General features: G+C 69.0%; 29 protein-coding genes and 1 pseudogene. 22 read left to right on the top strand and 8 right to left on the bottom strand.

Translation table 11 applies throughout. From position 1 onward, the window contains the following. Positions 1-94: 94 nt before the first annotated feature. Entirely contained in the window at positions 95-1,126 is a 1,032-nt protein-coding gene (locus GOHSU_RS02985; protein ID WP_005936634.1) for a tellurite resistance/C4-dicarboxylate transporter family protein, read from the top strand. A 165-nt stretch (positions 1,127-1,291) separates the two neighbouring features. Here GOHSU_RS02985 and GOHSU_RS02980 read toward each other — a convergent pair whose 3' ends face one another. Further along, positions 1,292-2,047, bottom strand: coding sequence for a DUF2127 domain-containing protein (locus GOHSU_RS02980; RefSeq protein WP_005936631.1), 756 nt, complete (start codon positions 2,045-2,047; stop codon positions 1,292-1,294). Positions 2,048-2,162: 115 nt separating this feature from the next. After that, positions 2,163-3,167 (bottom strand): hypothetical protein, encoded by a 1,005-nt coding sequence (locus GOHSU_RS02975; RefSeq protein ID WP_024332748.1) that lies wholly within the window; start codon positions 3,165-3,167, stop codon positions 2,163-2,165. A 483-nt stretch (positions 3,168-3,650) separates the two neighbouring features. On the opposite strand from GOHSU_RS02975, the gene rpsH reads away from it, so the two are divergent. From rpsH to map, 9 genes are all read left to right on the top strand, one after another. Further along, positions 3,651-4,049, top strand: coding sequence for a 30S ribosomal protein S8 (gene rpsH, locus GOHSU_RS02970; RefSeq protein WP_005936625.1), 399 nt, complete (start codon positions 3,651-3,653; stop codon positions 4,047-4,049). Positions 4,050-4,064: 15 nt separating this feature from the next. Next, positions 4,065-4,601 carry a 50S ribosomal protein L6 gene (rplF, locus tag GOHSU_RS02965; protein ID WP_005936621.1) on the top strand — a complete coding sequence of 179 codons (537 nt, stop codon included), beginning with the start codon at positions 4,065-4,067 and terminating at the stop codon, positions 4,599-4,601. Between the two features lie 3 nt (positions 4,602-4,604). Then, a complete protein-coding gene (rplR, locus tag GOHSU_RS02960) occupies positions 4,605-5,003 on the top strand; it encodes a 50S ribosomal protein L18 (protein WP_005936617.1) in 399 nt (132 codons plus the stop codon). Between the two features lie 46 nt (positions 5,004-5,049). After that, the gene (rpsE, locus tag GOHSU_RS02955; RefSeq protein WP_005936613.1) at positions 5,050-5,715 is read left to right on the top strand and encodes a 30S ribosomal protein S5; all 666 of its coding nucleotides are present in this window, start codon (positions 5,050-5,052) and stop codon (positions 5,713-5,715) included. A 3-nt stretch (positions 5,716-5,718) separates the two neighbouring features. Beyond that, entirely contained in the window at positions 5,719-5,904 is a 186-nt protein-coding gene (gene rpmD, locus GOHSU_RS02950) for a 50S ribosomal protein L30 (protein WP_005936610.1), read from the top strand. Next, positions 5,901-6,344 carry a 50S ribosomal protein L15 gene (gene rplO, locus GOHSU_RS02945; protein ID WP_005936606.1) on the top strand — a complete coding sequence of 148 codons (444 nt, stop codon included), beginning with the start codon at positions 5,901-5,903 and terminating at the stop codon, positions 6,342-6,344. The genes rpmD and rplO overlap by 4 nt, the downstream gene beginning before the upstream one ends. 242 nt (positions 6,345-6,586) lie before the next feature. Further along, on the top strand, positions 6,587-7,921 hold the full coding sequence (gene secY, locus GOHSU_RS02940) for a preprotein translocase subunit SecY (protein WP_005936603.1): 1,335 nt from the start codon (positions 6,587-6,589) through the stop codon (positions 7,919-7,921). Further along, a complete protein-coding gene (locus tag GOHSU_RS02935; RefSeq protein WP_005936601.1) occupies positions 7,918-8,466 on the top strand; it encodes an adenylate kinase in 549 nt (182 codons plus the stop codon). The genes secY and GOHSU_RS02935 overlap by 4 nt, the downstream gene beginning before the upstream one ends. Positions 8,467-8,473: 7 nt before the next feature. Further along, positions 8,474-9,274 (top strand): type I methionyl aminopeptidase, encoded by an 801-nt coding sequence (map, locus tag GOHSU_RS02930; RefSeq protein WP_005936597.1) that lies wholly within the window; start codon positions 8,474-8,476, stop codon positions 9,272-9,274. 16 nt (positions 9,275-9,290) lie between these two features. Here the strand turns inward: map and dtd are convergent, their stop codons facing one another. Genes dtd through GOHSU_RS02910 form a run of 4 tightly spaced genes read right to left on the bottom strand, consistent with a single transcriptional unit; the run spans position 9,291 to position 11,958 of the window. Continuing rightward, positions 9,291-9,740 (bottom strand): D-aminoacyl-tRNA deacylase, encoded by a 450-nt coding sequence (gene dtd / locus GOHSU_RS02925; RefSeq protein WP_005936594.1) that lies wholly within the window; start codon positions 9,738-9,740, stop codon positions 9,291-9,293. After that, on the bottom strand, positions 9,740-10,621 hold the full coding sequence (gene fdhD / locus GOHSU_RS02920; protein ID WP_005936591.1) for a formate dehydrogenase accessory sulfurtransferase FdhD: 882 nt from the start codon (positions 10,619-10,621) through the stop codon (positions 9,740-9,742). The genes dtd and fdhD overlap by 1 nt, the downstream gene beginning before the upstream one ends. 32 nt (positions 10,622-10,653) lie before the next feature. Beyond that, positions 10,654-11,061 (bottom strand): phage holin family protein, encoded by a 408-nt coding sequence (locus GOHSU_RS02915; protein WP_005936587.1) that lies wholly within the window; start codon positions 11,059-11,061, stop codon positions 10,654-10,656. A 39-nt stretch (positions 11,062-11,100) separates the two neighbouring features. Then, positions 11,101-11,958 (bottom strand): variant leucine-rich repeat-containing protein, encoded by an 858-nt coding sequence (locus GOHSU_RS02910; protein WP_024332747.1) that lies wholly within the window; start codon positions 11,956-11,958, stop codon positions 11,101-11,103. Positions 11,959-12,252: 294 nt separating this feature from the next. Between GOHSU_RS02910 and infA the strand changes: the two genes are divergently transcribed. From infA to truA, 8 genes are all read left to right on the top strand, one after another. Next, on the top strand, positions 12,253-12,474 hold the full coding sequence (gene infA, locus GOHSU_RS02905) for a translation initiation factor IF-1 (RefSeq protein ID WP_005936580.1): 222 nt from the start codon (positions 12,253-12,255) through the stop codon (positions 12,472-12,474). An 80-nt stretch (positions 12,475-12,554) separates the two neighbouring features. Then, positions 12,555-12,668 carry a 50S ribosomal protein L36 gene (gene rpmJ, locus GOHSU_RS02900; RefSeq protein ID WP_024332746.1) on the top strand — a complete coding sequence of 38 codons (114 nt, stop codon included), beginning with the start codon at positions 12,555-12,557 and terminating at the stop codon, positions 12,666-12,668. Between the two features lie 179 nt (positions 12,669-12,847). Then, a complete protein-coding gene (gene rpsM / locus GOHSU_RS02895) occupies positions 12,848-13,216 on the top strand; it encodes a 30S ribosomal protein S13 (protein ID WP_005936576.1) in 369 nt (122 codons plus the stop codon). Further along, on the top strand, positions 13,216-13,623 hold the full coding sequence (gene rpsK, locus GOHSU_RS02890; protein ID WP_005936574.1) for a 30S ribosomal protein S11: 408 nt from the start codon (positions 13,216-13,218) through the stop codon (positions 13,621-13,623). Before rpsM ends, rpsK begins: the two co-directional genes overlap by 1 nt. A gap of 24 nt (positions 13,624-13,647) precedes the next feature. After that, a complete protein-coding gene (gene rpsD, locus GOHSU_RS02885) occupies positions 13,648-14,253 on the top strand; it encodes a 30S ribosomal protein S4 (RefSeq protein WP_005936572.1) in 606 nt (201 codons plus the stop codon). A gap of 78 nt (positions 14,254-14,331) precedes the next feature. Continuing rightward, positions 14,332-15,384 carry a DNA-directed RNA polymerase subunit alpha gene (locus GOHSU_RS02880; RefSeq protein ID WP_005936569.1) on the top strand — a complete coding sequence of 351 codons (1,053 nt, stop codon included), beginning with the start codon at positions 14,332-14,334 and terminating at the stop codon, positions 15,382-15,384. A gap of 60 nt (positions 15,385-15,444) precedes the next feature. Beyond that, positions 15,445-16,041 (top strand): 50S ribosomal protein L17, encoded by a 597-nt coding sequence (gene rplQ, locus GOHSU_RS02875; protein ID WP_005936567.1) that lies wholly within the window; start codon positions 15,445-15,447, stop codon positions 16,039-16,041. A 124-nt stretch (positions 16,042-16,165) separates the two neighbouring features. Then, the gene (gene truA / locus GOHSU_RS02870) at positions 16,166-17,005 is read left to right on the top strand and encodes a tRNA pseudouridine(38-40) synthase TruA (RefSeq protein ID WP_005936565.1); all 840 of its coding nucleotides are present in this window, start codon (positions 16,166-16,168) and stop codon (positions 17,003-17,005) included. Positions 17,006-17,066: 61 nt separating this feature from the next. Here the strand turns inward: truA and GOHSU_RS02865 are convergent, their stop codons facing one another. Continuing rightward, complete coding sequence (locus tag GOHSU_RS02865) at positions 17,067-18,125, bottom strand: alpha/beta fold hydrolase (protein WP_024332745.1); 1,059 nt, start codon at positions 18,123-18,125, stop codon at positions 17,067-17,069. Positions 18,126-18,243: 118 nt separating this feature from the next. Then, positions 18,244-19,713, bottom strand: a complete 1,470-nt coding sequence (locus GOHSU_RS02860) for a nucleotide-binding protein (RefSeq protein WP_005936561.1) — start codon at positions 19,711-19,713, stop codon at positions 18,244-18,246. A 236-nt stretch (positions 19,714-19,949) separates the two neighbouring features. On the opposite strand from GOHSU_RS02860, the gene GOHSU_RS02855 reads away from it, so the two are divergent. The 4 genes and pseudogenes from GOHSU_RS02855 to GOHSU_RS02840 all read left to right on the top strand — a co-directional run. Continuing rightward, a complete protein-coding gene (locus GOHSU_RS02855) occupies positions 19,950-20,327 on the top strand; it encodes a hypothetical protein (protein ID WP_024332744.1) in 378 nt (125 codons plus the stop codon). Beyond that, positions 20,324-20,671: a YbaB/EbfC family nucleoid-associated protein gene (locus tag GOHSU_RS02850; RefSeq protein WP_024332743.1), complete on the top strand. Its 348-nt coding sequence runs from the start codon at positions 20,324-20,326 to the stop codon at positions 20,669-20,671. Before GOHSU_RS02855 ends, GOHSU_RS02850 begins: the two co-directional genes overlap by 4 nt. A 102-nt stretch (positions 20,672-20,773) precedes the next feature. Next, entirely contained in the window at positions 20,774-21,079 is a 306-nt protein-coding gene (locus tag GOHSU_RS02845; protein WP_005936554.1) for a hypothetical protein, read from the top strand. Next, a pseudogene (locus GOHSU_RS02840) lies at positions 21,076-22,014 on the top strand (hypothetical protein); the annotation flags it as partial. The gene GOHSU_RS02845 and the pseudogene GOHSU_RS02840, both read left to right, overlap by 4 nt.

Genomic DNA, 22,014 nt, shown 5'->3' with positions numbered 1-22,014 from the left:
TGGGCATTATTTAAAGTAAACCGCGTGCATTGAATGGGGAGGTGGTGTACCGGCTATGGACCAAAGACTCTTGACCAGCTGGCGAGGGCTTCGGTTGGAACATTTCACCTTCGTGATGGCGACCGGGATCGTCTCGACCGCACTGCACAATTCGCTCGCATTGTGGCCTGCGGGAACCGTGGCCGGTCGGCTGGCCGAAACGGTCTCGCTGATCCTGTTCTGGCTCGCGCTGGCGGGCTACTTTCTGCTGCTCTCGGGGGTGCTGGCCGGGTTCGCCGGCGGGGTCACCACCCCGCGCCGGGAGGTGACGGCGCGGTCGACCCGGACGCTGGCCTTCGTGGCCGCCGGCGGAGTGATCGCCGCGCGCATGACACCGCTGGGCTGGCACGTTTTCGCACTGGTTGTGATCATTGTCTCGGCGGTCGCCTGGGTGTCGTTGCAGTACGGCATCCTGGCCGCTCTGGTGGTGCGCGCCAGCACCCGCGGGCGGCGCTCGCTGCGGATGTTCGACGGCACCTGGTTCCTGATCGTGGTGTCCACGCAGGCGCTGGCGGTGTCGCTGGGGGCGTGGTCGAAGGCGACCGGTGCCGATGTGGGCGCCACCTTCGCGGTCCTGTTCTGGGGGCTGGGGGTGCTGCAGCTGATCCTGGTGGCGGCGCTGGTGGCGCTGCGGCTGTTGGCGGCGGGCGTGCGGTCCGGTGACGAGGTGGCCCCGTACTGGGTGTTCCTGGGCGCCGGGGCGATCTCGATCCTGGGTGCCGCCGAGGTGCTCGGAACCGCCGAGGAGCAGCTGGTGATGCCGCGGATGCTGGTCGGCGGGGTGGCGATGGCGCTCTGGGCGTTCGTCACCTGGATGATCCCGCCGACCATCGCGCTGCAGGTGTGGCAGCGCACCCGGCGCGGGGCGATCCGCGGCTACCGGGCCGCGCTGTGGGCGATGGTGTTCCCCATCGGCATGTACGGCGAGTCCTCCCGCGAGCTGGGCGTGATGCGCGGGACGGGCTGGCTCGACGAACTCGGGACCTGGGAGGCGTGGGTCGCGTTCGCGGTGTGGCTGGTGGTGTTCGGGGGTCTGCTGATCGCGACGGTGCGGCGGCTGGGTGGTCGTCCGGTGACGCTGGGCTGAGGGGCGGGTGGCGGCGTCGCGCCGCTCACCGTTCGGTGGCGACCTCCGAGCCGGGTGACGGCAAAGTGGTCACGGCGCGCGGAAGTCCGGCCAGGACGGCCGGCGCACGACGGCCGCCGGCCAGTCGGTGCCGCCGGACCGGATCACGCAGATACCGACGGGGGACTACGAGGGGTCGTCCTCGGTGAGGAGGTTCGCGGCCGCATGCTGTGCGCGGTTCGCAGCCTGCCCGCCGTGGACGCCGAAAAGCCGTTTACGCCAGACCAGCCAGATCACCGCGGCAACGTTGATGACGAGGGCGGCGACCTTGAAACCGGTCACCCGGTCGAGGAGCTCGTAGATCTCCAGCGGGATGAAGATGCCGGTCACGAGGACGGAGAAGTACTCGCCCCAGCGTCGGCCGAGCCACAGTCCGGTGGCCTCGACGAGTTCGAGCAGGCCGTAGGCGAGCACCCCGGCCCCGATCCAGGTGACGGTGGCCGCGCTGAGGTCGACCGCCTCCTCCAGCGTGCGGAACGCATTCCAGTCGGCCACGTTCCAACCGAGCTGACTGAAGGCCGGCTCCAGGCGCGGCACCGCAGCCTCGAACTGGTCGCGGAGCGTGGCGCCCTCGGTGAAGTGCACGGCGAGGATCACCGCGCCGATCACGGTGAATCCGAGGAAGTGGATGAAGCGGTCGACGGCGAGCAGCCGCATGATCACCAGATCGCGGAGCACGCCGCCGCGAGCCACCGCAGGGGCATCGGCGGCCGGGCCGCTGCGCGCCGGATCGCCGGGGACGAAGTCGCCGCAGCGCAGGCAGCGCCATGCCTCGCCCGACGGGGTCGTCGTGCGGACGCGGCCGGCGATCTCGGCCTCGTCCGGCCGGTAGGTCTCATGCCCGCGGATCCCGCACGCGAACAACTCCCAGTCGACCTTCACCCCCGGCACGCTACCGGTCGGCGGGTGACCCGGCCCGCCGAGGACAGCGGTGCGGCGAGCACCTTCCGGGCCTGGCGACGCGGCAGGTGCGGATGCGGCGCGAGGTACCCGGCGTTCACGGCGGGGGCGGCCAGCGGAGGGTGCAGGCGATCCGACAGCGCGTCGGGGTGCCGGTCCAGCCGTGGGCGGTGAGCAGTCGGGCCACCTTCTGGGCGGTCTGGCACGGGCGGTCGTACACCTGGCCGGAACCGACCCGGGCGGTGACTCCGATGCCGCCGATGAGCGCATCGAGGTCGCGCTCCAGATCGCGGTCGCGGGCGGCGGCGTCGTCGTGCCCGAACCGTCCGTCGAGTTCGACGATCACCCCGGCCTCGCCGTACAGCACGTCGCGGAATCCCTTGCGGCCCACTGCGGTCGGTGCCTGACGCGTACCGGCGGGGAGTCCGTGACCACGCTCGACGTCGGTGAGGTAGCGGTGTTCGAGCACCGAGCAGGTGCCGTCGCGGATATCGGCCAGGACCTGCTCCAGAAAGGTCTGCCTGCGGTAGTTGTGCCGGCTGCCCAGGACGGTGAGCATGCGCTCGGCGGTCACGATCCGGGAACCGACCCCCTCGGCGAGGCGGGCGACGGCCCGGTGCTCGGTGTCGGCCTGCCCCGCCACGCGCAGCACCGCGTACTCGGGCCGCAGGCGTGCGGGGCGGACATTGATCAGCGACTTCTCGGCGAGACCGCTGATGTAGTGCACGACGACCGGCTCGACGCGCGCCGACCGCCGGCGCAGATTGCCGTGACCGTCGACGGCGATGTGCACCGCGCCGTCGTCGTACCGCCGGCCGTCGACGCTGCCGCCGGCGGCGAATACGGCCGAGCGATCGCACAGCACCGCCCCGGCGCCGCCGCCGAGTAGGGCGAGCCAGGTGCGCTGGCGGGGGCTCGGGTCCCCGGTGTGCGTGAGGTAGACCCCCGGGTACTTGCGCACCCACTCGCCGCGGCGCAGTTTGCTGCGCACCAGCGCCGGAGTGCCGCCGCCGTCGAGGATCTGCCGGCGGGTGATCACCCCGTCCTGCTCATCGAGCAGCGCGGGCAGATCCCCGGGAAGCGGTACGACGATGCGCGGCATACTCGCAGTCTGCGGTCCGTCGCCGCCGCGGAGAAGGAGCGCAACCCGGCGCTTGTGGACAACCCCCTGCGCCCGTGCTGCCTGTGGGCAACTCATGCCGCGGCGGACCTCCGAGTCCGGTGACCCTCTCGTGGTCGCGGGCCTCGGAAGTCGTCGTCGTACCTGGGGCGACCTCCGAGTCTGGTGACCGTCTCGTGGTCGCTGGACTCGGAGGTCGCACTCCGACCGGCGGCAGGAGCGGGGAGCGGGGCGATTTGGCCTGGGCGCGGGAGTTTTCTACACTTGAGCGGTTGCCCGGGTGAACTGTGCCCCCGGGAGCCACAACTTCATACCTTCCCGGTGCCGGCGAAAAGCCAACGGCATCGGTGGGGAAGAACCTTGCACAACTATCCACTTCGTGGAAGGCCCACCGCAGGTCGACGGGGTAAAACCCGGGGTCCAGCGCTGTATGGGAACCGCTACGAGAAAGGTTGACGGTCAACCATGACCATGACTGACCCGATCGCAGACTTTCTGACACGTCTGCGTAACGCCAACTCGGCGTACCACGACGAGGTGAGCCTGCCGTCGTCGAAGATCAAGGTGAACATCGCCGAGATCCTCAAGCGTGAGGGCTACATCGCCGATTTCCGCGTCGAAGACGCCGAGGTCGGCAAGAAGCTCACCGTGGACCTGAAGTACGGCCCGAGCCGCGAGCGAAGCATCGCCGGCCTGCGTCGTGTCTCCAAGCCGGGCCTGCGCGTGTACGCCAAGTCCACCAACCTGCCCAAGGTCCTCGGCGGCCTCGGCGTGGCGATCATCTCCACGTCGTCCGGTCTGCTCACCGATCGACAGGCAGCCAACCAGGGCGTGGGCGGCGAAGTCCTCGCCTACGTCTGGTAAGGGGCGCTAAGAACAATGTCGCGTATCGGTAAAAACCCCATTGAAATCCCCGCCGGTGTCACGGTGACCATCAACGGCCAGGACGTCGCGGTGAAGGGCCCCAAGGGCGAACTGAGCCTGACGGTGACCGACCCCATCCAGGTCGCGCAGGAAGACAACACCATCGTGGTGACCCGGCCGAACGATGAGCGCCGCACCCGCGCGCTCCACGGCCTGAACCGCTCGCTGGTCAACAACCTCGTCGAGGGTGTCACCAAGGGCTACACCACCAAGATGGAGATCTTCGGCGTCGGCTACCGCGTCCAGGCCAAGGGTAAGGACCTCGAGTTCGCCCTGGGCTACAGCCATCCCGTGCCGATCGAGGCCCCGGAGGGCATCACCTTTGCGGTGGAGTCCCCGACCAAGTTCTCGGTCTCGGGTATCGACAAGCAGCAAGTCGGCCAGATCGCGTCGAACATCCGCCGCCTGCGTCGTCCGGACCCCTACAAGGGCAAGGGCATTCGCTACGAGGGTGAGCAGATCCGCCGCAAGGTCGGAAAGACGGGTAAGTAAGACATGAGTGAAGCAGCAATCGACCGCACACCCATCGGCAAGGACGTGTCGACCCGTCGCCGCAGTGCGACCAAGCGTCGTCACTTCCGCCTGCGCAAGAAGGTCAACGGCACCGCGGCCCGTCCGCGCATGGCCGTCAAGCGCAGCAGCCGCCACATCCACGTTCAGGTGATCGACGATCTGACCGGCCACACCCTGGCCGCCGCCAGCTCGATCGAGGCCGACGTGCGTGCCGCCGGCGGCGACAAGAGCGCGCAGGCCGCCAAGGTCGGCGAGCTCGTCGCCCAGCGGGCCAAGGCCGCAGGCATCGACACCGTGGTCTTCGACCGCGGCGGCAAGGCCTACCACGGCCGTATCGCGGCACTGGCCGATGCCGCCCGTGAGGGAGGCCTGGCGTTCTGATGATGACCAAGATCAACACCATGACCAAGACCGGAGGGAACCTCTGATGCCCGGACGTCAGCGTGACGGCGGTAACGGACCCGCCGGCACCAACCCCAGCAATGACAATCGCGGCGGCGGCGAGCGCCGTGGCCGCGGCGACCGTCGCGACAACCGCGGCGGCCGTGGTGAGCGCGAGGAGCGTAACCACCTCGAGCGCGTCGTCACCATCAACCGCGTCTCCAAGGTCGTCAAGGGTGGTCGGCGCTTCAGCTTCACCGCCCTCGTCGTCGTCGGCGACGGCCAGGGCATGGTCGGCGTCGGCTACGGCAAGGCCAAGGAAGTGCCTGCCGCGATCCAGAAGGGTGTCGAAGAGGCTCGCAAGAACTTCTTCCGCGTCCCGATGATCGGCGGCACCGTGACCCACCCGGTTCAGGGTGAGGCCGCGGCCGGTGTCGTGATGCTCCGCCCGGCCAGCCCGGGTACCGGTGTGATCGCCGGTGGCGCCGTGCGCGCCGTCCTGGAGTGCGCCGGTGTGACCGACGTGCTCGCCAAGAGCCTGGGCTCGGACAATGCGATCAACGTGGTGCACGCGACCGTCGAGGCACTCCAGTCGCTGCAGCGCCCCGAAGAGGTCGCTGCCCGACGTGGGTTGTCCGTCGAGGAAGTCGCACCGGCCGGCATGCTGCGCGCTCGCGCCGCTGCCGCCGCCGCTGCGACCGAAGGGAAGTAAACCATGGCACAGCTGAAGGTCACCCAGATCAAGAGCACCATCGGTACCAAGAAGAACCAGCGTGACAGCCTGCGCACCCTTGGCCTCAAGGGCATCCGCCAGACCGTCACCCGCGAGGACACGCCGATCAACCGCGGCCTGATCAACGTCGTTCGGCACCTCGTGACTGTTGAAGAGGTCAACGAATGAGCGCTATCAAGCTGCACCACCTTCGCCCCGCACCGGGGTCGAAGACCGAGAAGACCCGCGTGGGTCGCGGTGACGGTTCCAAGGGTAAGACCGCCGGTCGCGGCACCAAGGGCACCAAGGCACGCAAGAACGTGCCGGCTCGCTTCGAGGGCGGCCAGATGCCGATCCACATGCGGCTGCCGAAGCTTCGCGGCTTCACCAACCGCAACCGGGTCGAGTACCAGGTCGTCAACGTCGGCGACATCGCCCGCCTGTTCCCGCAGGGTGGCACCATCGGTGTCGCCGAGCTCGTCGCCGCCGGCGCCGTGCGTAAGAACAAGCTGGTCAAGGTCCTGGGCGACGGCGAGCTGAACGTCAAGGTGGAGATCACCGCTGACAAGTTCACCGCCTCCGCCAAGGAGAAGATCGCCGCCGCAGGCGGCACCTGCACCGAGCAGTAAGACTGCTTGTGGGCACCTGCCGATGACGCTCCGGTCAGGTGCGCTCTGACGCCCACCCGCCAGCCGGGTGAAGCGCGGGGCGCACCTGACCGGTCGCGCTTGGCAGACTGTTAGAGTTTTTGTTCTGCGGGGATCCTCCCCGTCCGCGGGCCGTTCCGACGCCGGTGTGCGGAGTAAGACGAGTAGACAGCCGAGAGCCGCTCGTGGTCGTACGACGACCGCGCGGCCGTAGGAGGAGATCAGTGCTTTCCAGCCTCGTGGCGACCTTCCGGACGCCTGACCTGAGGAAGAAGATCGTCTTTGTCCTCGGCATCCTGGTGCTGTACCGCTTCGGTGCGACGCTGCCGTCGCCGGGAGTGGACTTCCGCGCCATCAACGACTGTGTCGACGCCGCCGCGCGCGGCGACTCGGCGCAGATCTACTCGCTGATCAACATGTTCTCCGGCGGCGCGCTCCTGCAGCTGTCGGTGTTCGCGATCGGCATCATGCCGTACATCACCGCGTCGATCATCGTGCAGCTGCTGACCGTGGTGATCCCGCGATTCGAGCAGTTGCGCAAGGAAGGCCAGTCCGGCCAGGCCAAGATGACGCAGTACACCCGCTACCTGACGGTGGCGCTGGCACTGCTGCAGTCCACGGGCATCGTCGCCCTGGCCGCCTCGGGCAGCCTGTTCCCGACCTCCGGCGCCGAGGGCTGTGATCCACAGGCGATCGTGCGCAGCGACGGCATCATGGAACTGTCACTGATGGTCCTGGTGATGACCGCCGGTGCGACGCTGGTGATGTGGTTCGGCGAGCTGATCACCGAACGCGGCGTCGGCAACGGTATGTCGCTGCTGATCTTCGCCGGTATCGCCGCCCGACTGCCCGCCGAGGGCCGCACCATCCTGCAGACCCGCGGCGGCCTGGTCTTCGGCCTGGTCTGCCTGGCGGTGCTGATCATCCTGCTGGCCGTGGTCTTCATCGAGCAGGGCCAGCGCCGGGTGCCGGTCCAGTACGCCAAGCGCATGGTGGGCCGTAAGATGTACGGCGGCTCCTCGACCTACATCCCGATCAAGGTGAACACCGCCGGCGTCATCCCGGTGATCTTCGCCTCCTCGCTGCTGTACATCCCGCAGCTGATCATCTCGATCACGCAGGGTTCGGCGGACGTGTCCGGCTGGCAGCTGTGGATTCAGGACAATCTGGTGAACCCGGGCAGCTGGGTGCACATCGCTGTCTACTTCCTGCTGATCATCTTCTTCACGTACTTCTACGTCGCGGTCACCTTCAATCCGGAGGAACGCGCCGACGATATGAAGCGCTACGGCGGCTTCATCCCGGGCATCCGTCCGGGCAAGCCGACCGCGGACTACCTGAGCTTCGTGCTGAGCCGGATCACGCTGCCCGGTTCGCTGTACCTGGGCATCATCGCGATCCTGCCGAACCTGTTCCTGGAGATCGGCAACAGCAGCAGTGTGGCGAATCTCCCGTTCGGCGGTACCGCGCTTCTGATCATGGTGGCCGTCGGCCTCGATACGCTGAAGCAGATCAATAGTCAGCTCATGCAGCGCAAGTACGAAGGGTTCCTCAAGTGAGACTCATCATCGTCGGTCCTCCCGGAGCAGGTAAAGGCACGCAGGCCGAGCTCCTGTCCGAGTCGCTCGGTATTCCGCACATCTCCACCGGTGACCTGTTCCGCGCGAACATCTCCCAGGGCACCCCGATCGGGCTCGAGGCCAAGAAGTACCTCGACGCCGGCGATCTGGTGCCGCCGGAGATCACCGTGAACATGGTGCGCGAGCGCCTGGTGGAACCGGATGCCGCCAAGGGCTTCATCCTCGACGGCTTCCCGCGGTCGGTGGAGCAGGCCCAGGCCCTCAGCGAGATCCTGGACGAGACCGGACTGGCCCTCGACGGCGTGTTGTCGTTCGTGGTCGACGAGGACGCCGTCGTCGAGCGCATGATGGCCCGTGGCCGCGCCGACGACACCGAGGACGTGATCCGCAACCGCATGCGGGTCTACGCCGAGGAGACCGCGCCGCTGCTGACCCACTACGCCGACCAGATCACCGAGATCGACGGTATGGGCGAGGTCGCGCAGGTGCACCAGAGCGTGCTGGCCAAGCTCGGCAAGGCCTGACCTGCCGGTGGCTCGATTCCGCAAGCGGAAGGTGGTTCCCTTCCGCTCCGCAGGTGAACTGGACGCCATGGCCGCCGCCGGCGCGATCGTCGGCGCGGCACTGGTGGCCGTGCGGGAGGCCGCCAAGCCCGGGGTGAGCACCCTGGAGCTCGACGAGGTCGCCGAAACGGTGATCCGCGAGGCCGGCGGTGTTCCCTCGTTCAAGGGCTACCACGGCTTCCCGGGCTCGATCTGCAGCTCGGTCAACGACGTGGTGGTGCACGGGATCCCCAGCGCCGGCAAAATCCTGGCGCCGGGCGATCTGGTGTCCATCGACTGCGGTGCGATCCTGGACGGCTGGCACGGCGATTCCGCGTGGAGTTTCGGGGTCGGCGAACTCTCGCGCGCGGATGCCGAGCTGAGCGAGGCCACCCGGCTCTCGCTCGAGTCGGGGATCGCCGCGATGGTGCCCGGCAACAAGCTCAACGACGTCTCCCGCGCCATCGAAGCGGGTACCCGCGCCGCCGAGAAGCGGTTCAACCGTCGGTTCGGCATCGTCGACGGCTACGGCGGCCACGGAATCGGCCGCGAGATGCACATGGATCCGTTCCTGCCGAACGAGGACACCCCCGGCCGCGGCAAAGAGGCGCTCGTGGTGGGCTCGACCCTGGCGATCGAGCCGATGCTCACCCTCGGCGGCGGGGACACCACCGTGCTCGACGACGAGTGGACCGTGGTGACCGACGACGGGACCCGTGCGGCGCACTGGGAACACACCGTCGCGGTGACCGACGACGGGCCGCGGATCCTCACGCTGCGCCCGCAGTAACCGCACCTGTCCGGGCTCAGACCTCCAGCATCAGGGTCACCGGGCCGTCGTTGGTCAGGCTCACCGCCATATCGGCACCGAAGCGGCCGGTGGCCACCGTGGCGCCGGATTCCCGCAGCGCCTGCGCGAGCGCGTCGACCAGCGGCTGGGCGACGGGGCCGGGGGCGGCGGCGTTCCAGGACGGGCGCCGGCCCTTGTCGGTATTGGCGTACAGGGTGAACTGGCTGATCACCAGGATCGGCGCATCCAGGTCGGCGGCGCACTGTTCGGGGCCCTGCTCCCGGTTGAAGATCCGGAGTCGCCAGATCTTCTCGGCCAGGGCCCGCGCCTGGGCGGGCGTATCGGTGTGGGTCACGCCGATCAGGGCGAGGAGCCCGTAGCGGCCGTCGGCCAGATCCAGCGCCCCGATCACCTCGCCGTCGACCGACACCGAGGCCTCGCTCACCCGCTGGACCACTGCTCGCATCAGGTTTCCCCTTCGCCGTCGTCGGTGTTCCGGTGTTCTTCGTCGATCACCCGGTCGGGCCGGCTGTAGAGGACCAGGGAGTCGCCGCGGACGAAGCCTGCCAGCGTGAGGCCGCGCGCAGCGGCCAGATCCACCGCCAACGACGACGGCGCCGACACCGCCGACAGGATCGGCACCCCGGCCATCGCCGCTTTCTGCACCAGTTCGAAGCTGGTGCGGCCGGAGACCTGCATGACGCTGCGGCGCACCGGCAGACGGCCCTGCAGACAGGCCCAGCCCAGCACCTTGTCGACCGCGTTGTGCCGGCCGACGTCCTCGCGCGCCACCAGCAGCTCGCCGGAGTCGGCGTCGAACAGTGCCGCCGCGTGCAGGCCCCCGGTGCGGGCGAAGACCTCCTGCCGCTCACGCAGACGCTCGGGCAGCTCCAACAGGAAGTCGGCGCCGACCCGGACGTCGTCGTCGGCCGGATCGAACGACGACGCCGACTCGAGGGCCTCGATCTGGGCGGTCCCGCACACCCCGCACGAGCTGGTGGTGGCGAAGTTGCGCAGTGCCGTGGCCGGCGGCCGGGCCCCCGGACCCAAGGCCACCTCCAGGACGTTGTAGGTGTTCTGTTCGGTCCCGCCGGGCCCGCTGGCCACCGCACCGGCGCAGTACCGGGCGGTCACGAACTGCTCCGCAGCGTCGATCACGCCCTCGGCGAGCAGGAAACCGGCCGCCAGCTCGACGTCGTGCCCGGGGGTGCGCATGGTCACGGTGAGCGGGGCGCCGGCCAGCCGGATCTCCAGCGGCTCCTCCACGGTGAGGACATCGGCGCGGGTATCGGGAGCACGGCCGCGGCGGATTCGGGTGACGCGGCGCCGATCGGTGATCCGTCCCATGGCTGAGACTGTATCGGCCGTCGGCGGCCCGCTCAGGAGTAGAGGTTGTCGGGCTTGTCGGGCAGCAGCATCGCGGTCAGCCAGCCGACGATCGAGATGACGATCGCGCCGAAGATCGCGGCCCAGAAGAAGCTGTCGACCTCCAGCCCCCAGTGGGTCAGGTTGTTGGTGATCCACGCGGTGATCTCCAGCATGAACGCGTTGATGACGATGTGGATCAGGCCCAGGGTCAGGATGTACAGCGGGATCGACAGCAACTGCACGATCGGCTTGACGAAGGCGTTGACCACGCCGAAGACCACGGCGATCAACAGCACGACACCGAACTTGGCCCACCAGTTGGTCAGATCGCCGAAGTCGAAGCTCAGGCCGGGGACCAGGGAGACCGCCACCCACAGCGAGAAAGCGGTGAAGACGGTCCGGATCACGAAGGCTTTCATGGCTCCAGTGTCTCAAACAAGAGGCCGGCAGGACGGGATCTAGTGACGGGGATTCGTCGTGGGCGGCTGGTGCGGGTTTTGAGACTGGTGCGGCTGGGACTGGTGCGGCTGGGACTGGGGCGGCGGCGCTGACTGGGGCGGCGTGGCGGCCCCGGGGGAGACGACGGGGTTGCCGCTGATGATGGTCGCCTCCGGATCGGGTGCCGGCGCCGCCGGCCGTACGGCGGGATTGCCGGGCGCCGCCGAGAGCCCGGCGGCAGGGGGCTGGCCGGCAGACGGCTGGGCAGGATACGACTGGGCAGGATACGACTGGGCAGGATAGGACTGGGGAGGATACGGCGGAAGGGCACCGGGCGCTGGGACGCCAGGAGCCGGGACGCCGGCCGCGGGAGAACCGGGTGCTGCCGGGTGGGGTGAACCAGGGTTGGGAACAGCGACGGGAGGCGCCGCAGGATGGGGCGCGGCGGCGGCGCCGCGGCTGCGCAGTGCCTGGTCGACCGCCGGATCCCGCAGCGTGCTCAGATACTGCAGCAGCCCCGGATCGGTCGCCGGATTGGCCGCTACATAGGGGCGCAGACGCGGATCGCCGTACACCATCGCCGCCAGGGTCGCCGTCGGTGTAGCAGGGTTCATCGCGACCGCCACATCCTGGGCGGCGGGTGGCGGCACGGGACCGCCCGGGTAGCCGGGCTGCGGTGCCCCGCCCTTGGGGCCCGAGTCCGCGTCCTTGCCGCGGATGGCGACGACCACGCCGATGATCAGCGCCAGGAGCAGTAGGCCCGCAGGCCCGATCAGGAAGCGGAAACCGCCGAACCCGCCCTGTCGGCGGGCGAGCAGCTCGTCGGCGAGATCGGACATGGAGGGGTCGGCGAGCAGGATCGCCACATCGGAGAACATCTTCGGAGGGTAACGCCTACCTGTCCCCCCGGAACCGGCGCCTCTCCGGCGACGATCTGCGGTGCTGGTCGGCCGCGTGCGCACGCCGTCGGGGATGGTCTTGCGGCCGGGTTTGGTCGCCGCGCCGCAGCGGCGTACTATGGACTCTTGGTGCATCGCGGCGTGACGCATGCTCGACATCGCTCTCCGTGCAGGAAGCGGTCCGGGTGGGAACGTCGTATGCACCGACCGTAGCGGAAAACCAAGGATTCAACCGGGAGACGCACATCGTCGTCGACCAGAATCGCGGAGGACATGGCCAAGAAAGAAGGAGCCATTGAGGTCGAGGGTCGCGTAGTCGAACCCCTGCCCAATGCGATGTTCCGCATTGAGCTGGAGAACGGCCACAAGGTACTCGCCCACATCAGTGGCAAGATGCGGCAGCACTACATCCGTATCCTGCCCGAAGACCGGGTCGTCGTGGAGCTCTCGCCCTACGATCTCGATCGCGGCCGCATCGTCTACCGCTACAAGTAGGGCCGACTCAACCAGGACGCCGGCCCTGGTAGACCGCCCGGGCCAGCACGCGCCCGGTAAGTGAATAAGGAGAAGCTGACGTGAAGGTCAACCCGAGCGTCAAGCCGATCTGCGAGAAGTGCAAGGTGATCCGCCGCAACGGTCGGGTCATGGTGATCTGCGAAAACCTGCGTCACAAGCAGCGTCAGGGCTGATCTGCGTCCTTCTTCAGGTCCGCTTGAAGAAACACACAACTCAATATCGTCACCACCGATGAACTTCCAGCACCAGCGGGCATAGACGAGTGTCCGCCTACCCCCGGTCAGAGGCCGGGGCCCGACGCAGAGCCGGGACGGACTGGGAGCAGACCTCTGAAAATTGAAGGAAACACCACATGGCACGTGTTGCTGGTGTCGATCTTCCCCGCGAGAAGCGGCTGGAGATCGCACTCACTTACATCTACGGAGTTGGTCGCACCACCTCCCAGGAGATCCTTGCCGCGACCGGACTCAGCCCCGATCTGCGTGCCAAGGACCTGACGGACGCTGACGTCAGCAAGCTCCGTGAATACATCGAATCCTCGGTCAAGGTCGAGGGTGACCTGCGCCGCGAGGTGCAGGCCGATATCCGTCGCAAGATCGAGATCGGCTGCTACCAGGGTCTGCGGCACCGTCGTGGTCTGCCGGTCCACGGTCAGCGCACCAAGACCAATGCCCGCACTCGTAAGGGCCCGAAGAAGACCATCGCCGGGAAGAAGAAGTAATGCCGCCCAAGTCTCGTAGTGCCAGCCCCAAGAAGGGCACTCGTCGTCGCGATAAGAAGAACGTTCCGCACGGCCAGGCACACATCAAGTCCACGTTCAACAACACGATCGTGTCGATCACCGATCCCGAGGGCAACGTCCTGAGCTGGGCATCGTCCGGCCACGTCGGCTTCAAGGGCTCGCGTAAGAGCACCCCGTTCGCCGCGCAGCTCGCTGCCGAGAACGCCGCCCGCAAGGCGATGGAGAACGGCGTCAAGAAGGTCGACGTCTTCGTCAAGGGTCCCGGCTCGGGCCGTGAGACCGCCATCCGTTCGCTGCAGGCAGCCGGCCTCGAGGTCGGCACCATCTCCGACGTGACCCCCCAGCCGCACAACGGCTGCCGTCCGCCCAAGCGGCGCCGGGTCTAGCGGGAGAGGGAGAAAGAGAAAAACATGGCTCGCTATACCGGCCCCGCAACCAAGAAGTCCCGTCGTCTCCGCGTCGACCTGATCGGTGGAGACCAGGCGTACGAACGTCGCCCGTACCCGCCCGGCCAGCACGGCCGCGCGCGGATCAAGGAGACCGAGTACCTGCTGCAGCTGCAGGAGAAGCAGAAGGCCCGCTTCACCTACGGCGTCATGGAGAAGCAGTTCCGTCGCTACTACGAGGAGGCCAACCGCCGCTCGGGTAAGACCGGTGACGAGCTGCTGAAGATCCTCGAGTCGCGTCTGGACAACGTCGTCTACCGTGCAGGCCTGGCCCGCACGCGTCGGCAGGCCCGCCAGCTGGTGACCCACGGTCACTTCACCGTGAACGGCCACTCGGTGGACGTTCCCAGCTACCGCGTCAGCCAGTACGACATCATCGACGTGAAGCCCAAGTCGCTGCAGACCATCCCGTTCCAGATCGCCGCCGAGACCCTCGGCGACCGTCCGGTCCCGGCCTGGCTCCAGGTGGTCCCGTCGAACCTGCGGATCCTCGTGCACAACGTGCCCGAGCGTGCGCAGATCGACGTCCCGCTCACCGAGCAGCTCATCGTCGAGTACTACAGCAAGTAATCGCCGAGACAGCACCAGCTGTCCGGTCCACCCTCGAGGCCGTCAAATAGCGGTCGGCCAAAGGAGAAGCACTCACCAATGCTCATTTCACAGCGACCCACTCTGTCCGAAGAGGTCATCGCCGAGAACCGCTCGAAGTTCGTCATCGAACCGCTCGAGCCGGGCTTCGGCTACACCCTGGGCAACTCGCTGCGGCGCACGCTGCTGTCGTCCATCCCGGGCGCAGCGGTCACCAGCATCCGCATCGACGGCGTGCTGCACGAGTTCACTACCGTCCCGGGGGTGAAGGAAGACGTCACCGACATCATCCTGAACCTCAAGGGCCTGGTGGTCAGCTCGGACGAGGACGAGCCGGTCACCATGTACGTCCGCAAGCAAGGCCCTGGGGCCGTCACCGGCGCCGACATCGTGCCGCCGGCCGGTGTCACGGTGCACAACCCGGACCTGCACATCGCGACCCTCAACGACAAGGGCAAGCTCGAGATTGAGCTGGTCGTCGAGCGGGGCCGCGGCTACGTGCCGGCCGTGCAGAACAAGGCCACCGGCGCCGAGATCGGCCGTATCCCGGTCGACTCGATCTACTCGCCGGTCCTGAAGGTGACCTACAAGGTCGAGGCCACCCGCGTCGAGCAGCGCACCGACTTCGATCGTCTGGTGCTCGATGTGGAGACCAAGAACTCCATCACCGCCCGTGACGCCCTGGCGTCGGCCGGTAAGACCCTGGTCGAGCTGTTCGGCCTGGCTCGGGAGCTCAACGTCGAGGCCGAGGGCATCGAGATCGGACCCTCGCCCGCCGAGGCCGATCACATCGCCGCGTTCAGCCTGCCGATCGAGGACCTGGATCTGAGCGTCCGCTCGTACAACTGCCTCAAGCGCGAGGGCGTGCACAGCGTCGGTGAGCTGGTGGCCCGTACCGAGTCGGATCTGCTCGACATCCGGAACTTCGGCCAGAAGTCGATCGACGAGGTGAAGGTCAAGCTGTACGACCTGGGCCTGTCCCTGAAGGACAGCCCGGCCAGCTTCGATCCGTCGCAGGTCGTCGGCTACGACCCGGCCACCGGGACGTGGAGCGATGAGGCGCCGGTGGTCGATGACGCCGGTGAGGACTTCGCCGAGACCGAACAGCTGTAGCCAGCAGAAACATTTCGAGACCGTCGGTCGCTCGATCGGCGCCCCTCCTAGGAGAAACCAATGCCCAAGCCCACAAAGGGAACCCGCCTCGGCGGGTCGGCCAGTCACCAGAAGGCGATGCTCGCCAACCTGGCGACAGCGCTCTTCGAGCACGGCCGCATCACCACCACCGAAGCCAAGGCCAAGCGGCTGCGCCCGTACGCCGAGAAGCTGATCACCCAGGCCAAGCACGGCGAACTCGTGAACCGTCGCCAGGTGCTCAAGGACATCCGCGACAAGGATGTCGTGCACAAGCTGTTCGAGGAGATCGGCCCGTTCTACTCGGACCGTGACGGTGGCTACACGCGCATCATCAAGCTGGAGAACCGCAAGGGCGACAACGCCCCGATGGCGGCGATCGCGCTGGTGACCGAGCGCACCGCCACCGCCGAGGCCAGCCGTTCCACCCGGGCGGCCGCGTCGAAGCAGAAGGCTGCCGCCGAGGCCGCCGCACAGACCGAGAACCCGGTCGAGGACGTGATCGACGAGGCCACCCCGGCCGAGGTCGAGAACGCCGAGGCCGTCTCGGAGGCCGCCGACGAGAACCAGGCCGCCGCCACCGCGGACGAGGCCCTGGCCGCCGGTGCCGACGTCGACGGTTCGAACGAAGAGAAGTAGTCGAGGACTCGCCATCAGCGAGAATCCGATCGCCGAACCCGCCGATCCCCGACAGGGGGCCGGCGGGTTCGTCGTTGCTGCGCCCGGGACGGCCGGAGTCGGCGAGCCCGGCGAGCTACTGCGGTTGCGGCTGCTGATCGGATACGACGGCACCGACTTCTCCGGCTGGGCCACCCAGCCGGGTCGGCGCACCGTCTGCCAGACCCTGGAGACCGCGCTGGGCACGGTCCTGCGGGTGCCGGTGCGCCTGACGGTGGCCGGACGCACCGATGCCGGGGTGCACGCCACCGGGCAGGTCGCCCACTTCGACGTCCCGGCGGCAGCGCTGGCGACCCGCTCGATCGACGGTGATCCCGCGCGTCTGGTGCGCCGGCTGGCCAAGCTGCTGCCCGCCGATGTGCGCATCAAACAGGTCGACGCGGTCTCCGCCGACTTCGATGCGAGGTTCTCGGCCCTGGCCCGCCGCTACGAATACCGGTTGGCCGATGCCCCGTGGGGAGCCGAACCGGTGGTGGCCCGCCGCACCGGCGAATGGACGCGGCGGCTGGACGTCGAGGCGATGAACGACGCCGCCGCGACCCTGTTGGGCCTGCACGACTTCGCCGCCTTCTGCCGCTACCGCGAGGGTGCGACCACCATCCGGCAGCTGCAGGAGTTCCGGTGGCACCGCGGCGACGACGGGGTGCTGATCGCCCGGGTCAAGGCCGACGCCTTCTGCTGGTCGATGGTGCGCTCACTGGTCGGGGCGGTCGCCTCGGTCGGCGACGGGCGCCGCGACATCGGCTGGTGCGCGGGACTGCTCGACGAACGTGCCCGCAGCCCGCAGGTGCCGGTGGCGCCGGCGTGCGGGCTGGCGTTGGCGCAGGTGTACTACCCGCCGTCGACGCAGTGGGCGGCGCGCAATGCGCTGACCCGCGATGTGCGCTCGGCCCAGGATCTGGCCGGCGGTTGCTGCGGCGACTGAGCCGCCGCGGGGGCTGTCGCCGGCGCAGCAGCGAGCGCGCAGCGAGTGAGGGTGCGGGCCTTTAGTTGACGCTGCGCTCGTCTTCCAGGGCCTCGAAGACCTGCTCGAGGATGTCGTCGTCGCCGACCATCTCCTCCAGCTGCGGGCCCGCCGACATCAGCCGATGCCAGTTGTACGGGTCGAAGTCCATCGCCTCGGTGGTCTCCATGAACTCGCGGACCAGGGTGATGAACCGCTGCGGATCGTCGCGGAACGGGAAGTGTCCGGCGCCGTCGAAGATCTCCACCCGCGCGTGGGGCAGCGCGGCGCCGGCCAGCTCGGCATGGTGGGCCGGGATCACCGTGTCCTTGCTGCCCCAGATGATCATCATCGGCAGCCGCGCGGTCAGATAGGCGCGGTCGAGGAAGGTCACGGCCTGTCCGCGCCAGTCCACGACGGCGCGCAGGGTCCGGATGAAGGCCCGATGCGCCTCGTCGTCGGCCAGATCGTCGATGATCCGCAGCAGATCCTGATGGTCGGTGATCAGATTGCGCGGAGCCAGCCGTTCGGGCATACCGGGCAGTCCGTCGGCCTTGGCCAGCGAGCGCCCGACCGCCCGCAGCAGCGGCAGCGCCCCGGGCAGACCGAGTCCGCGCAGGACATACGGCACACCGGGCACCGATACCGCCCGCAGCGCCGGGCTCACCTCGCTGGTGACGCCACCGGGCGCCACGAGCATCAGCCGCTGCACAAAGCGCGGGAACTGATAGCAGAACTGCATAGCCACACCGCCGCCGAGGGAGTGGCCGACCACGGTCACCTTGGTGATACCGAGGACCACCAGCAGATCGCGCATGCCGTTGGCGAAGGCGGACACCGAGTAGTCGGCCTTCGGCTTCTCCGACAGGCCGTGTCCGAGCAGATCCGGGGCGATCACCGTGTAGTCGCGGGCCAGCTCGCCGATCACCTCGTTCCAGGTGGTCGAGTTGTCGCCGATCCCGTGCAACAGCAGGATGGCCGGACCCTGCCCGGCGATCCGGTAGGCCCGCCGGTACCCGTGGATGGTGTGGTACTCCAGGCGCACCACCGGCGCATCGTCGAGGATCGGATCGACCGTCGTGGCCGGGCTGGGCTGACCCATGGGAACCTCCGGGTTCGCGTCGCGGTCCGGCGCAGACGCCGGACTCTTGAGTTCCATTTAACTCCGGCGGCGGCGATCTTGCCAATGTGCAATGGCGTGATCGCCGGTGATTCGGCGCTCACTCGCCGTAGAACGGTGGCTGGCGTCTCAGCACGGTGCCGCCGAAATCGTCGGCGATGGTGGCGGCCAGTTCGACGAAGCCGCGCCGTGTGCGCCGCGACAGCAGCTCCAGATCGATGTCGGCGCCCTCGGCCAGGTGATCGTCGAAGCCGATCGAGTGCACGGCCCGGGCACGGGTGAGGAAGTGCTGGGCCAGCTGATCGGTGTCGATCGACGACGATCCCGGGCGCGCGGAACTGAGAACGACGACGCAGCGGCCGATCAGATGCCCGAAGCCGTGCCCGGCCAGCCAGTCCAGCGTCGCCCCGGCGCTGCGGGCACCGTCCAGGGCCGGCGAGCTGACCAGCACGATCGCATCGGCCAGGTCGAGCACGCCGCGCATGGCGCTGTGCGACATGCCGGTGCCGCAGTCGGTGAGGATGATGTTGTAATACCGCTGCAGCAGGCCCATCACCCCGCGGTACTCCTGCTCGCTGAACGCCTCGGCGGCGGCCGGATCGCGTTCGGAGGCCAGCACCTCCAGCCGGCTGGGCGCCTGCGAGGTGTGGGCCCGCACATCGGAATAGCGGTGGATGGCCGGATCGGCCAGCAGATCGCGGACGGTCGACTCGGTCTGCAGCGGGATCCGCTGGGCCAGGGTGCCCAGGTCGGGGTTGGCGTCGACGGCGATCACCCGATCCCCGCGCAGGGCCGCGAAAGTGGAGCCGAGGCCGATGGCGGTGGTGGTCTTGCCGACGCCGCCCTTGAGAGAGAGCACCGCGATCCGGTAGTCGCCGCGCACCGGTCGCCGCACCCGTTCGAGCAGTTCCTGATATTCCAGCTCAGCCGTCGACTCTCCGGGGTTGATGGTCCCGGCGGACAGGTTGTGGACGGCCCGGCGCCAGCCGCGGGCCGGGGCCCGGCGGGCCTTGCGCAGCAGGGCCACCTCATCGAGTGCCGGGCCGGGTTCGTGCTGGCGCGAGAAGGCGTCCGGCCCGTCGACCGCGTGATTCGCTCCCGGGCGTTGCGGGATCGGGCGTGGTGCACGCGTGCGCTGCATGCCGGTCTGCGGCATGCGCGTGTGCGGTGTGCCCGGGTGCGGTGTCTCCGGGACGGGAGCCGACGGAATCGCCTGGTGGGGACGGGCCTGCGCAGCTCTGGCCGGAGGCGCCGCGACGGCCGGGACGGCTGCCGGCCGATCGTGAGGGACGCCGACGCCGGACAGGTCGATGCCGGAAAAACCGATGCCGGACAGATCGGCCCCGGACAGATCGGCCCCGGACAGATCGGGGTCAGGCAGATCGGCGTCAGGCAGTGCAGCCTCGGACGGTTCGACTGCCCGCAGACCGGCCTGGTCGGCCGCGGCAGCTGCCGGTGGGTCGGCCGGCACCTCGTCGGCGGACCCGGCGAGCCAGGGCGGCAACACCATCGGCGTATCGGCCGGAGCGGTGTCGGTCGGCGGTGTTTTCGTCATGGGTGCTTCGGTCATGGGTCCCCCTTTGTCAGCGTCGCGGCGGATCGCTCCGCCGGTGGGTGAACGCTACGACCGCATGTGCGGGGCACGCCCGGGAAACCGATGATGGAACCGAACGACGATCCCGTGCGTCCAAGTCCTAATGGGCTCACCGACCGCCCGCGTGGACGGTGCCGCTGCGCGGGCCGGCCGCGACACGCGCGGGGACCGGTAGCAGGGAACCGGATCGGCCGAACGTGCGTCTAATCGGCATGGGGAACAGAAACGATCTGCTCGAGCCGGCGGCCTCGGCGCCGGAGTTGAGTCATGCCACCTCGACGTGTGGAGGGCTGGCGGTGACTACCACGGCCGACGGACTGCCGGTGGGCTTGCGTATCGCCCAGACGCAGCTGTCGGTGAGCCTGGAGGTGGTGGCCGAACGGATCGTGGCGCTGTGTGCCCTGGCCGCTGCCGGCAGCGGCTACCGGCGTCGCGAACAGCTGGCCGCCGCCGGGACCGCGACCCAGGTCCTCGACGCGTTGGGGTTGCCCGACCGCTCGGCCCTGCTGCGGATCGAAGAGAATGCCGAAACCTGGTGCCGTACCTCCGTGCCGCGGGCGCGGACCGCTGGTCACGGGCTCGGCTCATGACCAGCGCGATGGATGCGATCACCGCCGAAGCGGCCGCGCACCTGGCGGTCCTGGAACGTCTGCATCGCGAGCTGACCTCGCTGACGGTGACCGCGCGGGCCGATGAGGGTCGGGTCGTGGTGCAGCTGGACTGCGCGGGCGCGCTGGCGGGACTGCAGCTGCGTCCCGGAGCCGGTCGCGGAGATGCCGCAGTGCTCTCGCAGCTCATCGTGGAGGCCGCCGCGGCGGCTGCGCGGGAACTGTGCACCCGGCGGGCCGACCTGACCGCCGAATTCTTGGAGGAATTCGACGACACGCCGGGCGGTCAGGGAACCGAGGAAGCCTCCGGTGCGTCCAATCTCTGACCGCACCGCGTGCCGCGATCACCACAGGCTTGATCGCGGTAACGCCGACCGGTCGGCAGACAGCGACCGGGTGCACACAGACAGCCAGATGAGGGGGAACCGATGAATCACGTAACCGTCGTGACCGGGGCGGTGGAGTCGTTCGCCGCCAGTGCAGCAGCGCTGAGCGCGGCCACCGCCGCCGCCGGTACCGCCGATGCCGCGGTCCAGACCGCGGTGATGACCGGAGCGTTCGGGCTGATCGGGCAGGAGTTCCTGGCCGCCTTCGCCCTGGCCCAAGCCAATCACCTGGCATCGGTGGCCGCACTGGCCGTCGTCCAGTCGGCCACGGCCGGGGCCGCGACCGCGGGGCTGGCGGCATTGCACGGGTCTGACGCGGCTGCCGCCTCGGGAATCGGGCCGGCATGACGGCGCCGGAGGCTGCCGCCGCGGTCCTGGAACCAGCGGGCGGACACGCCGAACCCACCCTCGGCCAGCTGCTGGAGCCGACCGGGCTGACGGGGCTGCTGCAGCGCACCCCCTCGGAGTTGCTCAACGAGCTGGGGCTGGGGCATCTCGCCCCCGGCCCAGGACCGGCGATCCCGGATCCGCAGGAGTTGGGACGGCTCCTGGCTCCGCCCGGGCTGCCGGATCTGCCGGTGCTGCCGGTGCTGGACCCGCTGGCCTTGCTGGCTCCGCTCGCGGAGTTGCTGCGCACCTTCGGAACCGGAACCCTGCCCGGTGGCGGCGGTGATCCCACCGCTCACCTGAGCGGGCTGGCCTCGGCACTGCAGACCGGGATCGGGGCGGCCACCAGTGCGGTGCAGGCGCTGAGCGGGCTGTGGGACGGGACGTCGGCGACCGGAGCTGTCACCAAGACCATCGCGTCGTCGGCCGATGCGGGGCGGCTGATCGCGCAGGGCACCGCCATGGCCGCCGACATCCAGGGCGGTCTGGCGATCGTCGGGGCCGGTCTGGTTGCGCTGCAGGGTGTCATCGTCAAAACCGCCGGTCTGATCGCGGGAATCCTGCCGGCGATCATGACCCCGCCGGGGCAGCTGGCCGCCCTCGGCTTCGCAGCCGAAGGCCTCACCGAGGCGATGGCGGTGGTCGCGAGCACCCGGGCGCAATTGGCGGCACCGACGGCCAAGATGGTCGCCGACGGAGCGCCGGTCCCGGTGACCCCGCCGCCGCTGAGTCCGGAACTGCTCACCACCGTGATGCAGGCGGCTCTGCCGGTGGGTGGGGCGATGCTGCAGATCGCCGGGCAGCTGCTGTCGGCGGCCGCACCGTCCACGACTCCGGGAACGCCGTCGCCGGTCGCGCCGCAACCGGTCGCGCCGCCGCCGGGGGCCGGGGGGAGC

This window comes from Gordonia hirsuta DSM 44140 = NBRC 16056 (assembly GCF_000333015.1).
In the GTDB taxonomy this organism is placed as follows: domain Bacteria; phylum Actinomycetota; class Actinomycetes; order Mycobacteriales; family Mycobacteriaceae; genus Gordonia; species Gordonia hirsuta.
The sequence above is the reverse complement of the archived record's forward strand: the minus strand, read 5'-3'. Positions and strand labels throughout refer to the sequence as shown.

Excerpts from the sequence above, each read along its gene's own strand:
- GOHSU_RS02865 (WP_024332745.1), bottom strand. The coding sequence starts at position 18,125 with ATGGGTCAGCCCAGCCCGGCCACGACGGTCGATCCGATCCTCGACGAT.
- GOHSU_RS02855 (WP_024332744.1), top strand. The coding sequence starts at position 19,950 with ATGGGGAACAGAAACGATCTGCTCGAGCCGGCGGCCTCGGCGCCGGAG.
- GOHSU_RS02845 (WP_005936554.1), top strand. The coding sequence starts at position 20,774 with ATGAATCACGTAACCGTCGTGACCGGGGCGGTGGAGTCGTTCGCCGCC.
- rplQ (WP_005936567.1), top strand. The coding sequence starts at position 15,445 with ATGCCCAAGCCCACAAAGGGAACCCGCCTCGGCGGGTCGGCCAGTCAC.
- GOHSU_RS02975 (WP_024332748.1), bottom strand. The coding sequence starts at position 3,167 with ATGCCGCGCATCGTCGTACCGCTTCCCGGGGATCTGCCCGCGCTGCTC.
- rpsH (WP_005936625.1), top strand. The coding sequence starts at position 3,651 with ATGACCATGACTGACCCGATCGCAGACTTTCTGACACGTCTGCGTAAC.
- dtd (WP_005936594.1), bottom strand. The coding sequence starts at position 9,740 with ATGCGAGCAGTGGTCCAGCGGGTGAGCGAGGCCTCGGTGTCGGTCGAC.
- GOHSU_RS02860 (WP_005936561.1), bottom strand. The coding sequence starts at position 19,713 with ATGACCGAAGCACCCATGACGAAAACACCGCCGACCGACACCGCTCCG.
- GOHSU_RS02850 (WP_024332743.1), top strand. The coding sequence starts at position 20,324 with ATGACCAGCGCGATGGATGCGATCACCGCCGAAGCGGCCGCGCACCTG.
- GOHSU_RS02910 (WP_024332747.1), bottom strand. The coding sequence starts at position 11,958 with ATGTTCTCCGATGTGGCGATCCTGCTCGCCGACCCCTCCATGTCCGAT.
- infA (WP_005936580.1), top strand. The coding sequence starts at position 12,253 with ATGGCCAAGAAAGAAGGAGCCATTGAGGTCGAGGGTCGCGTAGTCGAA.
- rplF (WP_005936621.1), top strand. The coding sequence starts at position 4,065 with ATGTCGCGTATCGGTAAAAACCCCATTGAAATCCCCGCCGGTGTCACG.
- fdhD (WP_005936591.1), bottom strand. The coding sequence starts at position 10,621 with ATGGGACGGATCACCGATCGGCGCCGCGTCACCCGAATCCGCCGCGGC.
- GOHSU_RS02915 (WP_005936587.1), bottom strand. The coding sequence starts at position 11,061 with ATGAAAGCCTTCGTGATCCGGACCGTCTTCACCGCTTTCTCGCTGTGG.
- rpmD (WP_005936610.1), top strand. The coding sequence starts at position 5,719 with ATGGCACAGCTGAAGGTCACCCAGATCAAGAGCACCATCGGTACCAAG.
- rplR (WP_005936617.1), top strand. The coding sequence starts at position 4,605 with ATGAGTGAAGCAGCAATCGACCGCACACCCATCGGCAAGGACGTGTCG.
- rpsE (WP_005936613.1), top strand. The coding sequence starts at position 5,050 with ATGCCCGGACGTCAGCGTGACGGCGGTAACGGACCCGCCGGCACCAAC.
- GOHSU_RS02880 (WP_005936569.1), top strand. The coding sequence starts at position 14,332 with ATGCTCATTTCACAGCGACCCACTCTGTCCGAAGAGGTCATCGCCGAG.
- rpsD (WP_005936572.1), top strand. The coding sequence starts at position 13,648 with ATGGCTCGCTATACCGGCCCCGCAACCAAGAAGTCCCGTCGTCTCCGC.
- rpsM (WP_005936576.1), top strand. The coding sequence starts at position 12,848 with ATGGCACGTGTTGCTGGTGTCGATCTTCCCCGCGAGAAGCGGCTGGAG.
- rpsK (WP_005936574.1), top strand. The coding sequence starts at position 13,216 with ATGCCGCCCAAGTCTCGTAGTGCCAGCCCCAAGAAGGGCACTCGTCGT.
- rplO (WP_005936606.1), top strand. The coding sequence starts at position 5,901 with ATGAGCGCTATCAAGCTGCACCACCTTCGCCCCGCACCGGGGTCGAAG.